Annotated in this window: 16 protein-coding genes; 3 read left to right on the top strand and 13 right to left on the bottom strand. The window is 70.9% G+C overall.

The window, feature by feature from the left end:
- Nucleotides 1–355: 355 nt before the first annotated feature.
- The 7 genes from BLR12_RS15710 to BLR12_RS15685 form a co-directional block, all read right to left on the bottom strand.
- Nucleotides 356–1,084 carry a class I SAM-dependent DNA methyltransferase gene (locus tag BLR12_RS15710; RefSeq protein WP_255363538.1) on the bottom strand — a complete coding sequence of 243 codons (729 nt, stop codon included), beginning with the start codon at nt 1,082–1,084 and terminating at the stop codon, nt 356–358.
- 111 nt (nt 1,085–1,195) lie between these two features.
- The gene (locus BLR12_RS15705; protein WP_091380089.1) at nt 1,196–1,510 is read right to left on the bottom strand and encodes a DUF4287 domain-containing protein; all 315 of its coding nucleotides are present in this window, start codon (nt 1,508–1,510) and stop codon (nt 1,196–1,198) included.
- A gap of 307 nt (nt 1,511–1,817) precedes the next feature.
- Nucleotides 1,818–2,069: a hypothetical protein gene (locus BLR12_RS24090; protein ID WP_143018790.1), complete on the bottom strand. Its 252-nt coding sequence runs from the start codon at nt 2,067–2,069 to the stop codon at nt 1,818–1,820.
- 101 nt (nt 2,070–2,170) lie between these two features.
- The gene (locus BLR12_RS15700; RefSeq protein ID WP_091379828.1) at nt 2,171–2,452 is read right to left on the bottom strand and encodes a winged helix-turn-helix transcriptional regulator; all 282 of its coding nucleotides are present in this window, start codon (nt 2,450–2,452) and stop codon (nt 2,171–2,173) included.
- Nucleotides 2,449–2,853, bottom strand: coding sequence for a VOC family protein (locus BLR12_RS15695; RefSeq protein ID WP_091379825.1), 405 nt, complete (start codon nt 2,851–2,853; stop codon nt 2,449–2,451). Before BLR12_RS15695 ends, BLR12_RS15700 begins: the two co-directional genes overlap by 4 nt.
- Before the next feature lie 88 nt (nt 2,854–2,941).
- A complete protein-coding gene (locus BLR12_RS15690) occupies nt 2,942–3,814 on the bottom strand; it encodes an alpha/beta fold hydrolase (protein WP_091379822.1) in 873 nt (290 codons plus the stop codon).
- A 390-nt stretch (nt 3,815–4,204) separates the two neighbouring features.
- The gene (locus BLR12_RS15685; RefSeq protein WP_091379820.1) at nt 4,205–4,798 is read right to left on the bottom strand and encodes a TetR/AcrR family transcriptional regulator; all 594 of its coding nucleotides are present in this window, start codon (nt 4,796–4,798) and stop codon (nt 4,205–4,207) included.
- 26 nt (nt 4,799–4,824) lie between these two features.
- On the opposite strand from BLR12_RS15685, the gene BLR12_RS15680 reads away from it, so the two are divergent.
- Nucleotides 4,825–5,691, top strand: a complete 867-nt coding sequence (locus BLR12_RS15680; protein ID WP_091379817.1) for an NADPH-dependent F420 reductase — start codon at nt 4,825–4,827, stop codon at nt 5,689–5,691.
- Nucleotides 5,692–6,226: 535 nt separating this feature from the next.
- Here the strand turns inward: BLR12_RS15680 and BLR12_RS15675 are convergent.
- Complete coding sequence (locus BLR12_RS15675) at nt 6,227–7,312, bottom strand: LysR family transcriptional regulator (RefSeq protein ID WP_218120693.1); 1,086 nt, start codon at nt 7,310–7,312, stop codon at nt 6,227–6,229.
- Here BLR12_RS15675 and BLR12_RS15670 point away from each other — a divergent pair.
- Together BLR12_RS15670 and BLR12_RS15665 are read left to right on the top strand one after the other, a co-directional pair.
- The gene (locus BLR12_RS15670; RefSeq protein ID WP_176832543.1) at nt 7,277–8,152 is read left to right on the top strand and encodes an EamA family transporter; all 876 of its coding nucleotides are present in this window, start codon (nt 7,277–7,279) and stop codon (nt 8,150–8,152) included. The two genes, BLR12_RS15675 and BLR12_RS15670, sit on opposite strands and share 36 nt — an antisense overlap.
- A 139-nt stretch (nt 8,153–8,291) precedes the next feature.
- On the top strand, nt 8,292–8,861 hold the full coding sequence (locus tag BLR12_RS15665; RefSeq protein WP_091379808.1) for a peroxiredoxin: 570 nt from the start codon (nt 8,292–8,294) through the stop codon (nt 8,859–8,861).
- 126 nt (nt 8,862–8,987) lie between these two features.
- On the opposite strand, the gene BLR12_RS15660 is transcribed toward BLR12_RS15665, so the two are convergent.
- From BLR12_RS15660 to BLR12_RS15640, 5 genes are all read right to left on the bottom strand, one after another.
- On the bottom strand, nt 8,988–9,329 hold the full coding sequence (locus tag BLR12_RS15660) for a hypothetical protein (RefSeq protein ID WP_091380086.1): 342 nt from the start codon (nt 9,327–9,329) through the stop codon (nt 8,988–8,990).
- A gap of 184 nt (nt 9,330–9,513) precedes the next feature.
- On the bottom strand, nt 9,514–9,711 hold the full coding sequence (locus BLR12_RS15655; RefSeq protein ID WP_091379806.1) for a YbdD/YjiX family protein: 198 nt from the start codon (nt 9,709–9,711) through the stop codon (nt 9,514–9,516).
- On the bottom strand, nt 9,708–11,879 hold the full coding sequence (locus BLR12_RS15650) for a carbon starvation CstA family protein (protein ID WP_091379803.1): 2,172 nt from the start codon (nt 11,877–11,879) through the stop codon (nt 9,708–9,710). Before BLR12_RS15650 ends, BLR12_RS15655 begins: the two co-directional genes overlap by 4 nt.
- Before the next feature lie 195 nt (nt 11,880–12,074).
- On the bottom strand, nt 12,075–13,205 hold the full coding sequence (locus BLR12_RS15645) for a 5-methyltetrahydropteroyltriglutamate--homocysteine S-methyltransferase (protein WP_091380084.1): 1,131 nt from the start codon (nt 13,203–13,205) through the stop codon (nt 12,075–12,077).
- Between the two features lie 137 nt (nt 13,206–13,342).
- Nucleotides 13,343–14,356 carry a LacI family DNA-binding transcriptional regulator gene (locus BLR12_RS15640; protein WP_091380081.1) on the bottom strand — a complete coding sequence of 338 codons (1,014 nt, stop codon included), beginning with the start codon at nt 14,354–14,356 and terminating at the stop codon, nt 13,343–13,345.
- Nucleotides 14,357–14,404 lie beyond the last annotated feature (48 nt).

Raw genomic sequence — 14,404 nt, 5'->3', positions numbered from 1 at the left:
TCGGCTGGCTCACCCCCATAGAGTTCGAGAACCGACCATCCATGACCGTGGCATGAAGTCCAGCCAAGCGACTCCACGGAACGCGGGGCACACCAGGCAGAAGTGGCACGACAAGACCAGGGCGGATCCTGACCCAGACCTCGCACCGTCTCGACTTCTCTATGGCGGCAGCCCGGTCCAGTCGAGCGGAGGCTACGCGGCACGGGACTTCGAGCGCTGCCCGGGCGCGCCTTGGAAGCGAAGACTGCGTGGCCGCAAGAGGAACGGCTACCGACGCACCAGAGGCCGCCTGGTCGGTGAGCCGGCCGCGTCCCGCAGAGGATTGGTGATCGACCCAGTCCCCATTCGGATGAGGTCAGCTCGGCCGCCGAGCAGCGAGGACCACCTGGGCCGGCAGAGCGGGGGCCGAGGCAGCCGCAGGAGTCGGAGGCAGCCGCAGCTCGGCAACCGGCTGGAGGCCGGTCTCGGCAAGCAGGGCGGTCAGTTGCTCGGGCAGCCACAGATGGGTCGTCCAGGTGACAGGCATGCCGTAGACCTCGGTGCGCTCGATGTCGCCGTCGCCTGCGTGCGTTCCCAGCAGGAGCTGCCCACCGGGAACCAGCGCCCGGGCGAATGAGGCGAGCACGTCGGGCAGCACCTCGCGGGGCAGGTTGAACAGCGACCACCAGCCCAGGACGCCACCGAGCGATGCCTCGGCCAGGTCGAGGTCGGTGGCGGAGGCGACGGCGAACCGCAGCTCAGGGTGCAGCCGGCGGGCGTGCGCGATCATCCGCGGCGACAGGTCGACGCCGGAGACGTCGATTCCCAGCCCCGCGAGGTGGGCGGTGACCGTTCCCGGGCCACAGCCGACGTCGAGCACCGGCCCGAGGGCGCGGACATCCTCGGCGAACGCTCCGAGGGCGGCACGCAGCCACGTGGCCGGCGCCAGATCCCCGACATTCATCGCGACGTAGTTGTCGGCTACCCGGTCATAGGACGCCCGAACTGTCTGCAGATCCACGGGCTGCACAACCGAGTCACACACAAATACCGAAGTTAGAGGCCCAGGAGGGCCGACCACCAGTCGCGGATGCCCGACTGTCACCGCTTGGGGATCCTCCGCGGACAGTGGCTGGCTGCTGCTCTGGCCCGCCCGAGCGTCGCCGTAGCGGGTTCCTCGTGCGGGACGGCGCCGGGGTCCTTGGCGTCCTGTGGGTCAACTTGCTGTGCCGACGGTCCCGCCGGGCGGCTTGGTGGCAACACCGTCCAGCCACAGCACATCGGTCTCGTCCCGGTGGGGCCCACTGCTGCCGACGTGCTTGCTGTCGATGCCCGGCCCGTTCCTGATGACGTGGAACAACGCCATGGCATGACCGCGGCCGAGTCCGTAGTCGGCCTTGAGCCACTCGGCCACGGCGCCCGCCTTGGTGTCCGGACCGTCTAAGCCGCGCTCAGCGGCGATGGCGAGCAGCTCGCGAGGAGTGAGGCCGGTCTTGGCCTCGATGGTGTCGAGGTAGGCCTGGAAGGACATCGCGATCTCCCATCTGCTGGTGTCACGGCTGATGCTCGTACCGGTCGGACTGGGCGGACCGCTCGATCTCATCGGCGCAAAGGGCTGCTCCTCGTGCTCCAGCTGGTCAGTGCTGGCACCGGCGCCCCGGTCAGCCGTCTACTACGAGATGACACGCGTCGCTCAACGGGGCCAGGCGGCCGCGGCCGTAACGGGGTTCGGCTTGCGGGACAGGGCTGCAGGTCGTCGGTGGTCCAGCCGTGTCGCGAGTCGCCCATAGCGGCCTACTTGGGGACACCTCACGGGGCACGGCTCGGGCGGCGACGACTCACCACTGAATGACGCTTGTGTTCTGCCAGTCGGTCATCGGTCCGTTGCCGGACGCCGGCTCCTGCCAGCCGTTGCCGTCCCGCTGGTAGTACACCCAGTAGTCGTAGTTGCCGTTCACGTCGAGAGCGACCTCGGCGCGGTCGCCCACAACAGTCACCGACTGGACTCGGACACCGGCTTGCCCCGGCCACTCCGCGAGCGCCAGACGTTCGAGATCCCGCCGATCACCCGCCTCATGCGTCATGGGCACCGGCGGAGTGTCCCAGGCCGGGTGTCCCGAAGCGGCCCACTATGAGACAGGCCCCGCAACGGGGCTGAGCCCCTGTAGCGCGTCGTGACTCCGCGCCACACCTAGGCCTGCTCGGCGCCCCAGCGTGCGAGCGCGACGATCGCCTCGCGTAAGGCAAGCCCGCGATCGGTCAGCGCGTAGGCCCGGGTGTTGTGCCGGAGCGGCAGACGGGTCAGTACGCCGGCCGCTTCGAGTTGGCGCAGGCGGGTCGCGAGCATGTTCGTGGGCACTCCGAGGTCGCGCTGCAGATCGCCGTATCGCTGCGGCCCGTCGAGCAGCCGCTCCACGATGAGCAGTGCCCACCGGGCTCCGACAATCTCGAGGGCCGCGGCGAGGTCGCTCACGCGCTCGGATCGGCGTCCGGCTTCATCCAGAACGGCGAGTAGTGGTAGCCGTCGAGGTCGTCGAACTGGCGCTGGTACATGAAGGGGTAGTCGTCGGTGTCACCGATCCGCCCGCCTGCGGCGCCGGCGCGCTCGGTGAGCTCGTCGACCGCTACGCGGCTGCCGAGGTCGAACGAGACCGTGACCTTGGAGGGCGTGTGGGGTCCACCGACCAGCTCCTCGACGCCGCCGACGCTCGCGTACATCTCGCGGCTGCCGAGCATGACGTACTGCTCGGGCGCGATCGCGAAGCACGACACGTTGTGATCGGACATCTCGGCGTTGAGGGTCCAGCCGAGGGCGGTGTAGAAGGCGGTCGCGCGCTCGACGCTCTCGACCGGGCAGGTGATGAAGAGGCTCATGCGGGCGACACTTGCAAAATGCAAGTGCGACGTCAAGTCCCGGCCGCGCACTCAAGTCGGTCGTGTTCATAGGGAGCCACCAGGCTCGTCACCCCGGCAGGTGCGCCCGGAGCCAGCCGATGACGTCGGCGGTGACCTCGTCGCGGATGGTCTCGTTGACCAGTTCGTGCCGGGCCTCGGGGTACAGAGTGGCCGTGACGTCGGTGAGTCCGGCCGAGCGGTAGCGGTCGGCCAGTGCCATGACATTGCTCCCGCCCGGGCCGCCGACCGGGTCCCGGTCGCCGGAGATCAGCAGGAGCGGCAGGTCCGGCCGGATCTGCGACGGCTCGGCGGTGCGCTCGGCCTGCCCTAGGACGCCGCCGATGATCGCGTCCTCGGTGGGGAACCCGCACAGCGGGTCGGCCACGTACGCGTCGACCTCTGCGGGGTCGCGGCTGAGCCATTCGAAGCCGGTGCGCGGCTCGAAGCCGGCGTTGAACGCGGCCAGCCCCGGCTGGTCGGCGGGTAGGCCGGCGAGGACGCCGCCGAGGCCGTCGAGGGTCGTCGAGCCGCTGAGCACCACGCCGCCGTAGCGGACCGGCTCGGCCAGGAGTGCGATCTGCATGCCCATCGAGCCGAGCGAGTGGGCGAAGGCGAACAGCGGCACGTCCGGATGCTGCGAGGCCAGCAGGCGCGCGTGCGCGCCGATGTCGGCCACGAAGCCGTCGACCCCGGCCGCGCCGAAGCTGCCCAGCGGGACATCCTCGGACACCGACGCTCCGTGGCCACGGTTGTCGGCGGCCGACACCAGGAACCCGGCCGCGTTCAAGGCCCGGGCGAACCGGTCGTAGCGGGGCCCGTGCTCGGCCAACCCGTGCACCAGCTGGACCACCCCGACGGGGCCGCCCGTGACGTCGTCCCATTCGTACGTGGCGATGGCGAGCCCGTCGGCCGGCGACGGGAAGCTGGCGGTGGTCGGCATGCTGGCATCATCCGAGGGGTGGGCGCTGCTCGCATCCGTCGTGTCACAGATCCTCCGCTCGCGAGAGCGTCGGAGAGCACGGCGTCACCCGCCTCGTCGGCGGTCTCGCGAGCCACCCGTCGACCGCTGCGACGGCTGGCTCGTCTCGGCCTACGAGGAGGCCTGGGACCTCCGCCTGCCGCAGTAACCGGGGCGTCCTTGAGCGGCCCACTTTGGGACACCGCTCTGCAGTTCCGGCTCTGGCATCGTTCAGGCCACATGATGGTCGCGTGACCTTGAACGCACAGCGCCGAGTTGGCGCATGGGTCTTGGCGCCTTGCCTCCTGTTCGGCCTGGCTGGCACATAGAAGACGCAGTGAGCAAGGCCCCATTCCTCGCAGGATCTGTGCGTCAGACGACGGCGGGCGCCAGTCGAGCAAGGACTTGGTCGAGGTCGGCGGCGAAGGTGTCTGGCCCGTCGTCGAGGTCGCAGTTCTCGCTGACGGCGTGGAGTGCAGCGAAGGCGGCACCGACGAGGGCGCGCATGATGACGCGACTTTCAGTGTTGTGGGCACGTCCCAGGAGGACATCGACGAGTTGACGCTGGACGAGGTCCATCCGGTCGAAGTACGCGGCGCGAAGGGTGCCGCTGGTCTCGACGATCGACATCATCAGCTTGGCTCGCTCGCGGACGGTCGGGTCTTCGCGTTGGCCGACGACGACCTCAAAGGCGTGCCGCAGGGATGTCCACGGGTCCTCCCCGGCCGGGCGCGACTGCAGGTCTGCCACCATGCGCTCCGACTGCCGGTCGAACTCGGCCAGGACCAGGTCCTCCTTGGTTCCGACGTGCCGGAAGAACGTCCGTTGGGACATGCCCACGCGTTCGGCGATCTGGTCGACCGTGGTTGCGTCGTAGCCCTGCTCCCGGAAGAGGAACTCCGCGGCCGAGGTGATCTCGGCGTGGACGGCGCGCCGCGCGACCTCACGAACTCCCGTACCGGCCATGTCACAAATGCTAGCACCTAGCAACTTTGACAGCTACTGTCACCAACGGCGTAGGGTGCCAGAGCGGCGGTGTCCGGGGCGCCTGTCGTCCCGAACGTCGCCAGACCACCCCAAGCGCCGGTCTCGACCCGGCAGAAGCAAGGAGCAGCACTGTGGACATCGCAGTCATCGGAACCGGGAACATCGGCAGCGAACTCGCACGAGCACTCGCAGTTGCCGACCACGACGTCATCCTGGCCAACTCCCGGGGCCCGGAGTCCCTCCACGAGCTGGCCGCAGACCTCCAAGCGCGTGCGGCCACGGTTGACGACGCCGTGGCGCAGGCCGACGTCGTTGTGCTGTCCATCCCGTTCGCGGCGATTCCCGGGCTGGGGCAAACCCTTCGCCGGGCACCCGCTTCGACGATCATCGTCGAGATGTCCAACTACTACCCACTTGCTGGCGTCATCGAAGGAGTGGACGACGCGGCCTCCACCAGCACCTGGCTCAGCCGGCAGATCGGCCGCCCTGTGCTCAAGGCGTGGAACACGATCTTCTCCCGCAGCCTCTCCCTCAAGGGGCGCGCTCCCGGGCAGTCCGACCGGGTGGCGCTACCTGTGGCCGGAGATGACCCGGAGGACAAGAAGGTCGTCATGCAACTGGTCGAGGACACTGGGTTCGAGGCTGTCGACGCGGGAACCCTGGCCGATTCCTGGCGCATGCAGCCAGGCTCGCCCGTGTACTGCACGGACCTGGACGCAACCGCCCTTCGAGCGGCGCTCGCTCGCGCCGACAGGACACGCATGCCCCACGACCGGGACGCTCAGATCCGAGCGGCATACAACCCCGAGAACGGTGGGGTCGGGATCGACATGGTCAACGGCGTCCAGATCTACCGCGACATCACCCAGTAGGACCCGCACCACCTCAAAGGGACCTGCACACGTCTTCAGTCAGGCCCCTTGTACGCCGCCGAACCTCGCGCATCTGGTGCCGACTGCAACTGCGAGATGCCAAGTCACCTTGAGACGGTCAGCAGCCTGGCGAGGTCTACGTCTTCGGCGACAGCCTTCCTCGCGAGGAGTTCGAGGAACAAGACCTCAACTGCTAGCGGCGGCCTCGCTCTCTACTGGATGACGCGGACATGTCTCTAAAGCCGCCCTCAGGGACAGGTCGGACACCTCAGTCAGCCGTCGCCGGACAGGGATCCCCTTGCGGTGATCACCTGGCGTGCTGAGCGACCTGCTGCGAGGCGTCCAGTGCGCGTTCCTCGGGCAAGATACGGGCTGCGGGGCAGGTCCGGTGACGTCGGCCAGGATGAAGGCGTGTGAACTCCGGCCGCAGGTGCGGTTCTGGCTGGATCGCCGGTCCCGAGGACGCCGAGGTGGCGAGTGGAACCGCAGGCGTGAAGCCGCGTTGCGCCGGAGGTGGTGAAGAGCCGATAGGCCGTCATCCGCAGGTGCTGGCAATCCTGCGCAGGCTCGCAGCGGTCTCGGCGAGGAGGTTGAGCGCACGGGCGGTGACCGGCGCGGTGGAGGCGCCGCGGCGGGTCGCGGCGAACAGGTGTCGGGTTGGGCTGGCGCCGGCGAGCGGTACGACGACGAGGCCAGCGGGCAGGAGCGGCTGGGCCAGCCGTGGCACCAGGGTCACGGCCCCTGCGGCAGCGAGCAGCGCGCCAGTTGCCGTCCAGTCGTTCGTGCTGTGAGTGGAGCGGGGAGTAAAGCCCGCGGTGGCGCACGCGACCCGGGTGATCTCCTCGCAGGAAGATCCGGGCAGGGCGAGGATCCAAGCATCTGCTGCCAGATCCTCCAGCGCCACGGCAGTGGCACCGGCGTACCGGTGGTCGGCGGGGAGGACGGCGTCCAGGACGTCGGCGAGGAGTGGGGTGCGATGCAGGCGCGGGTCGTCTTGCTGGGGCGCTCCGGACGTCTCGACGGAGACGACGATGTCGAGCTCGCCGCCGGCGAGCTGCGCGAAGCAGGCGGGCTCGTCGGTCTCGACGGCCTGCACGCTCAAGAGCTCGTCCGCGTGGCGCAGCGCGGCGACCACCGGGGCGACAAGCTGCGCTAGCGCGGTGGGGAAGGCACCGATGCGGAGGCTGCTCCGGTGGCCGGCGGCGTGGCGGGCGAGGTCGGCTTCGGCCTGCTCTAGCTGGGCGAAGACGACGTGGGCGTGCTGGAGCAGGACGTGCGCGGCGTCGGTCAGCCGGAGGCGGCGCCCGTCGGGTTCGAGGAGCGCGACACCGGTCTCCCGGGCCAGCGCGGTCAGCTGCTGAGAGACCGCCGAGGGCGTCAGGTGCAACGCGCCGGCGGCGGCCACGATGGTGCCGTGGTCGGCGAGTTCGCGCAGCACCCGTAGCCGCCGGACGTCGATCATGCAGCGGAGCTTACGGGTAAGGGTCGGAACAAGGAGATGGACTGATTCCTTCGCGGCGTCCAGGGTGATCCGGTGCCTTTCCGGGATGTGGTCCTCGCCGTGTTGGTGGCCGTGATCTGGGGCGTGAACTTCGTCGTCATCGACCTCGGGCTGGACCAATTCCCTCCGCTGCTGTTTGCTGCCCTGCGCTTCGCGCTTGTGGCGGTGCCCGCGGTGTTCTTCGTCGGGCGTCCGGGGGTCGGCGCCGGAGGCGTCGTCGTGGTGGGCTTGTTCCTCGGTGCGGGTCAGTTCGGGCTGCTGTTCGTCGGAATGGGCGCCGGGATGCCCGCCGGGCTGGCTTCGCTGGTTCTGCAGGCCCAGGCCCTGTTCACCGTGCTGGTCGGCGCCGTGCTGCTCGGGGAGCGCCCACGGCGCGCTCAGCTGCTGGGCATCGCCGTCGCCGCCGTGGGACTGGCGGTGATCGCCCTCGGCCGCACGGCCACCGTGCCGCTGGTGGCGTTGCTGCTGGTGCTCGGCGCGGCCGCCAGCTGGGGCGTGGGCAACGTGGCCATCCGTCGCGCCCGCCCGCGCAGCGGCCTGGCGCTGGTGGTGTGGGCCAGCCTCGTACCCCCGCTGCCGCTGCTCGGGCTGTCCCTGCTCGTCGAGGGACCAGGCGCCGCCCGGTCCGCGATGACCGGCCTGACGTGGGGCGGCGTCGCGGCGCTGGCCTACCTGGTCGTGCTGGCCACGCTCGTCGGATTCGGCATCTGGACCTCTCTGCTGCGCACCCATCCGGCGAGCACCGTGGCGCCCTTCTCCCTCCTCGTACCGGTCGTGGGCCTGGTCACGGTTTGGGCGGTGCTCGGTGAGCAGCCCAGCGCCGCTGAGCTGAGCGGAGCCGGTGTCGTCCTAGTCGGCCTGCTGTTGGTGACCCGCGCCGGCGCCTCTCGGCGGCGGAGCCCAGAGGCGTCGCCCATGCCGGCGACTGCGTCCGCCACCACGCCAGGCAGCCGGTTGTGATCTCGCCCGCCGAAGCAGACGGACGGGTCGGCGGCCCCTCATGGAGGCTGACCTGCCTACGGTGGCGTGGTGAGCAGGATCGGGGTGCGCGCTGCGCCGATAGGGACGGCCTTACGTTCCGGCAAAGAGGATTCAGGTCATGAGCCATGATCCCACCGCGCTACCCGCGCACCTACCTACGCCGGTCGATGATGGTGCCACCGATCACCTGCCCGGATCGGTACTGCCGCCGCTGACGCTGCCGGCGACGACCGGTGGCGTAGTCGACCTGCGCCGGCTCAGCACCGACCGGCGCCTGGTGGTCTTCGCCTATCCGCGCACCGGCCGCCCCGGGGTCGACCCGCCCGCCGGCTGGGATGAGATTCCCGGAGCTCGCGGCTGCACCCCGCAGGCATGCGCCTTCCGCGACCTGGCCGCTCAGTTCGAGACCCTCGGAGTACAGGTGTTCGGCCTGTCGACCCAGGATCCCGACTACCAGCACGAAGTCGCCACGCGGCTGCACCTGCCCTACAGCCTGCTCAGCGACGCCGAGCTGCGGCTGACCCGCGCACTGAACCTGCCGACCTTCGAGGTGGACGGCATGCGGCTGCTGCGCCGCCTTACCATGATCATCCGGTCGGGGGTCATTGAGCGGGCTCTTTACCCCGTCTTCCCGCCCGACGAGGCCGCCGTCCAGGCGCTCAGCGCCGTGCAAGCTCTGCCCCGGTGAGCCGAGTCGCGCCGACCCTGGTCCTGACCCACAGCCAGCTGCAGCGTTGCCGATAAGGGTTGGGCCGCTGGGACCGCGCGGAAGGGCCCCGTCCTCGCACCCGAGGACGGGGGCCGCGGTGCGTCCTCAGGCGGCGTCGTCGGCCAGGTCGGTGTCTTCGATGGCGGCGATGACCTCGTTGGTCTGCAGGGTGACCAGCCAGGCGAGCGCGTGGTCCTCGACCGGCTGGTCGGAGACCGCGGCGATGGCGTCGAGCTGGGCGGCCACCAGCCCGCGGGCGGCCTGGTACACGTCGGCCGCGGTCACCGCCGTCCCCAGCTCGGCGAGCCAGAGCCGGCCGTCGCGCAGCACCCGCACCTCGGGCTGGCGGCCCACGCCGAGGTCGGCGGCCGCGCTGGCGAGCAGGGACATCCCGGTGCGCAGCTCGGCGAGACGGCCGGCACGGTCGGGCGACGAGGGCACGGACACGGGTGCCACCTCTCGGTCGGGCCCACGGGGCCACGGCAACGTGTCCTCCCCCTCGGCAGCCGCGGCTCGCGTGTGGACCGCCGGCACGCACGGGTGGGCCGCGTGGGGCGAGCGGGTCGCGGATGCCCGGACGCGACGCGGCCCCGGCCCCCTCTCGGGGACCGGAGCCGCGGTCGGACGCCGGTCAGCAGCAGCGGCTCACCGGGTTGCGCTCGGCCTCGTCGGCCCGGCGCCGCTCGAACTCGCGCCGGCTCATCGGCTCGTGCCCGTGCTGGGCGCAGGAGCGGAGGTAGTCGTCCCAGCGGGCCTCACCGCTCCACTCCCGCAGGTACCAGCGCACCCCCCGCCAGGCACGCCCGGCGAACGCGCCGGCGGTGCTCACCGTGGCGGCCCTTCCGACGTGAAGGTGCCGTGACCCCGGGCACCCGCGCCCACCAGCCGCTCGTGCTCGGCGATGGCCGCCTTCTCCTCCGGCGTGGCGAACAGGCCGGAGGGCTCGACGATGTCCGACGGCACCGCGGGCTCCTCGGTCGTGGGCACCGGACCACGCGCCCGGATGGCCCGCGCGATGACCACCAGGGCGTTGCCGAGCACGACCAGGGTCAGGAGCGCGAAGGCCGCCTGCAGCACCCCGTTCACCGTGGAGTTCGTGATGACCTGCTGCATCTGCCCGACGTCCTGCGCGGGCGCCAGCAGCTCGCCGTTCGCCAGGGCGTCCGCGTACAGCTGCCGCTGGGTGAAGTAGCCGACCCGCGGGTCGCCGGAGAAGACCTTCTGGAAGCTGGCGGTCAGCGTCGTGGTCAGTGCCCACGCCAGGGGCACGGCCGTGATCCAGGCGTACTTGAGCTTCCCGTGCTTGATCATCAGCACCGTCGCGAGCGTGAGGGCGATGCCCGCCAGGAGCTGGTTGGCGATGCCGAACAGCGGGAACAGCTGGTTGACGCCGCCCAGCGGGTCGGTGACCCCGATGTAGAGCATGCCGCCCCAGAGACCGACGACGACGGCGCTGGCGATGATGGTGCCCGGCCGCCACGACAGGTCGCCGAACTTCTTCCACACGTTGCCGACCGTGTCCTGCAGCATGAACCGGCCCACGCGGGTGCCGGCGTCGACGGCGGTCAGGATGAACAGCGCCTCGAACATGATCGCGAAGTGGTACCAGAACGCTGCCCCTCCGCCGCCGAAGGCGGTGCTGAGGATCTGCGCGATACCGACGGCCAGGGTCGGCGCGCCGCCGGTGCGCGACACCAGCGTGTCCTCCTGGATCGCCGCCGAGGCGGCGGCGAGGTCCTGGGCCGTGGTGTCGAAGCCGAGACCGTTGACGAACGCCGCCGCGGTCTCCGGGGTGCCCCCGGTCGCTCCGGCGGGGGCGTTCATCGCGTAGTACAGGCCCTGGTCGATGACCACCGCGGCGATCAGCGCGCTGATGGCCACGAAGGACTCCATCAGCATGCCGCCGTAGCCGATCAGGCGGACCTGGCTCTCCTTGGCCACCATCTTCGGCGTCGTCCCGGACGAGATCAGCGCGTGGAATCCCGACAGCGCGCCGCAGGCGATGGTGATGAAGACGAACGGGAAGAGCGACCCGGCGAACACCGGCCCGGTGCCCGGCAGCGCGAACTGGCTGACGGCGTCGGCCTGGATGACCGGCCGGGCGATCAGCAGCCCGATCGCCAGCAGCACGATCACGCCGATCTTCATGAAGGTCGACAGGTAGTCGCGCGGGGTCAGCAGGAGCCAGACCGGCAGCACCGAGGCGACGAACCCGTAGACCACCAGCGCGAGGACCAGCGTCTCCTTGGACAGCGTCAGGGACTCGGCGAGCGCGGTGTTCTCGATCCAGCCGCCGCCGACGATGGCCAGCAGCAGCAGGACGACGCCGATGCCGGTGGCCTCGAGCACCCGGCCGGGCCGCAGCACCCGCAGGTAGACCCCCATGAACAGCGCGATCGGGATGGTCAGCGCGATGGAGAAGACGCCCCACGGCGACTCGGCGAGTGCGTTGACCACGATGAGCGCGAGCACCGCGAGGATCAGGATCATGATCGCGAAGACGGCGATCAGCGCGGCGATGCCGCCGACGATGCCGATCTCCTCGCGGACCATCTGGCCCAGGCTCTTCCCGTTGCGGCGCATCGAGAAGAACATGACGACCATGTCCTGCACGGCACCGGCGAAGATGACGCCGACGACGATCCAGATCGTGCCGGGCAGGTAGCCCATCTGCGCGGCGAGCACCGGGCCCACCAGCGGGCCGGCGCCGGCGATCGCGGCGAAGTGGTGGCCGAAGAGCACCCGCCGGTCGGTGACGTCGAAGTCCCGGCCGTTCTGCAGCCGCTCCGCCGGGGTGGCCCGGCGGTCGTCCACGCGCAGCGCCTTGTAGGCGATGAAGCGGGCGTAGAAGCGGTAGGCGATGGCGTAGGAGCACAGCGCGGCGAACAGCATCCACAGCGCCGACACCGACTCGCCACGGGCCAGCGCGAGCACGGTCCACGACAGGGCGCCGACCAGGGCCACCGCGACCCAGACGGCGATCGAACGCACCGACATGCGGCGGCCCACTCCTCCCGGAGGTGGACCGTCGGTGTCGGCTCTGCTGACGGTGGTGGACACGCGCCCTCCCTGCGGGACGAGGCAGCGTCCGGACGACACTGCCCAGATACGACAGGGAGCATGTCAAGCCCCGGGCCCGCCCCACCAGCAGGGGGCGGGCCCGGCAGCGGGTCGTGACCGGCCCGTGACCCCTCAGTCGTCCCCCCAGACCTCCTGGGCGGTCTCCACGACGAGGGCCAGCTTGGCGACCTGCTCGTCGCGGGTGAGCGCGTTGCCCTCCACCGTCGAGGAGAAGCCGCACTGCGGGGACAGGGCCAGCTGCTCGAGCGGCACGTACCGGGCGGCCTCGTCGATCCGGCGCTTGAGGGCGTCCTTGCTCTCCAGCTCCGGGCGCTTGGTGGTGACCAGCCCGAGCATCACCCGCTTGCCCGGCGGCACGAAGCGCAGCGGCTCGAACCCGCCGGACCGGGCGTCGTCGTACTCCAGGAAGAAGCCGTCGACCTCCAGCTCGCCGAACAGCGCCTCGGCGACGAAGTCGTAGCCGCCCTCGGCGACCCATGAGGAGCGGAAGTTGCCGCGGCACATGTGGGTGGTCACCGTCAGCCCGTCGGGCCGGCCGGCCAGCGCGGCGTTGATCTGCCGGATGTAGCGCTCGTGCTGGTGCTCGGCGTCCCGCCCCTGCGCGGCCAGCTCGGCACGCTGGGCCGGGTCGTTGAGGTAGGCCAGGCTGGTGTCGTCCAGCTGCAGGTAGGTGCAGCCGGCCGCGGCGATGCCGCGCACCTGGGAGGCGTAGGCCGCCGACAGCGCGTCCCAGAACGAGTCCTCGTCCGGGTAGACGGCCGGGTCGATCGCCGCGGCACCGCCGCGGTAGTGGACCATCGACGGCGAGGGGATCGTCAGCTTCGCCGTCTGCCGCTCGGAGACGACGCGCTGCAGGTACGCGAAGTCCGCCCCGAAGATCGGCTCGTCGATGGACAGCGGCCCGTCGACGTGCAGCCCGGCCGGGGTGAAGTCGATCGTCCCGTCGGCGTTCCTGAAGTGGACGACGATGTCCTCGCCGGTCACCTTGGTGATGCCGTCGATCGCGTAGATGAAGTCCATGTGCCACGAGGCCCGGCGGAACTCCCCGTCGGTGGCGGTGCGCAGGCCGACGTCCCCCTGGAGCCGGACGACGTCGGCGATCGCCTCGTCCTCGATGTCGCGCAGCTCGGCCGCGTCCACCTCCCCGGCGGCGGCGCGGGCGCGGGCGTCGAGCAGGCGCTGCGGGCGCAGGAGGCTGCCGACGTGGTCGGCGCGGAACGGCGGCCCGGAGGTGTCGGTCATGCCGTCGAGCCTGGCGGACGGCGCGTCGCCGTGCACTCCGTGGCGACGACCGGACCCCGCTGCGCGCCGGTGGACGCATCGGACCCGGTGACACGTCGATCCCTGCCCACCCGGTGTCGCTGCGCGGGGCGCCCGACCTAGTCCCGGACGGGGACGCTCGAGGCCCGCCGGATCATCTCGGGCGCCAGCCTGACCGCCCCGATCTCCTGGCCTTCCAGCCGGGCGCAGAGCGCGGTCACGGCCTGCTCCCCCATCTCCCGCAGCGGGCTGCGCACCGTGCTGAGCGGGATCGGGAGCTCCCGAGCGATCGGTACGTCGTTGTAGCCGACGACCGCCGCGTCCTCCCCCACGCGCAAGCCGTGGTCGCGCAGCGCCCCCATGACGCCGATGGCGGCGAAGTCGTTGACCGCGAAGACCGCTGTCGGCGGTGTCCGCGCGGCGAGCAGCCGTTCCGCGGCGTCCCGCCCGCCCGCGACGTCGAAGCGGCTGTGCACCACCCGGGTGGCCGGCACGCGCACCCCGCTCTCCCGGCACACGTCGAGGAACCCGCGGGTGCGATCTCGTCCGGTGCTGGCGTAGGGCTCACCTGCCACGACCGCCACCCGCCGGTGCCCGAGGTCGAGCAGGTGCTGGGCAGCGAGGCGTCCCCCGAGCTCGTCGTCGCAGGTCACGGAGGGGTGCTCCCCATGCCGGCGACTGGTCAGGACGAACGGGACGTCGCGCGCGGCGAGCTCGTCGACGAACGTGCTGTCCAGCCGGGCGTCTCCCAGGATCAGCCCGTCGACCCTGCGGTCCAGCAGCAGGTCGACCCGCCTGCGCTGCTCGTCCAGGTCGTCCCGGGTGTTGGCCACGAACGTGTCGTAGCCGCGCTCCTTGGCCGTCTGCTCGATCGCGTCGTAGATGGTGGCGAGCACGAGGTCGGTCAGCGCCGGGACCAGCACCCCGAAGGTGCTGGTGCGCTGGGTCCGCAGGCTCGCCGCGTACGGGTCCGGTCGATAGCCGAGCTCGTCGGCGATCCGGCGGATCCGCTGGGCGGCGTCGGAGCCGTGCCCCCGGCGCCGCAGGACACGGGAGACCGTGGAGACGTGGACGCCTGCCAGCCGGGCGACGTCACGCAACGTCACGCGTTCGAAGTTCTCCGGGCCCCCCACGGTCACACGCTATTCCTACCCTTCCCCCTTGACCCGTCGCAATCGATT

The sequence above is a fragment of the Geodermatophilus sp. DSM 45219 genome, assembly GCF_900104025.1.
Lineage (GTDB): Bacteria > Actinomycetota > Actinomycetes > Mycobacteriales > Geodermatophilaceae > Geodermatophilus.
The sequence above is the reverse complement of the archived record's forward strand: the minus strand, read 5'-3'. Positions and strand labels throughout refer to the sequence as shown.

Excerpts from the sequence above, each read along its gene's own strand:
- BLR12_RS15695 (WP_091379825.1), bottom strand. The coding sequence starts at position 2,853 with ATGAGCCTCTTCATCACCTGCCCGGTCGAGAGCGTCGAGCGCGCGACC.
- BLR12_RS15665 (WP_091379808.1), top strand. The coding sequence starts at position 8,292 with ATGAGCCATGATCCCACCGCGCTACCCGCGCACCTACCTACGCCGGTC.
- BLR12_RS15690 (WP_091379822.1), bottom strand. The coding sequence starts at position 3,814 with ATGCCGACCACCGCCAGCTTCCCGTCGCCGGCCGACGGGCTCGCCATC.
- BLR12_RS15650 (WP_091379803.1), bottom strand. The coding sequence starts at position 11,879 with ATGTCGGTGCGTTCGATCGCCGTCTGGGTCGCGGTGGCCCTGGTCGGC.
- BLR12_RS15645 (WP_091380084.1), bottom strand. The coding sequence starts at position 13,205 with ATGACCGACACCTCCGGGCCGCCGTTCCGCGCCGACCACGTCGGCAGC.
- BLR12_RS15685 (WP_091379820.1), bottom strand. The coding sequence starts at position 4,798 with ATGGCCGGTACGGGAGTTCGTGAGGTCGCGCGGCGCGCCGTCCACGCC.
- BLR12_RS15705 (WP_091380089.1), bottom strand. The coding sequence starts at position 1,510 with ATGTCCTTCCAGGCCTACCTCGACACCATCGAGGCCAAGACCGGCCTC.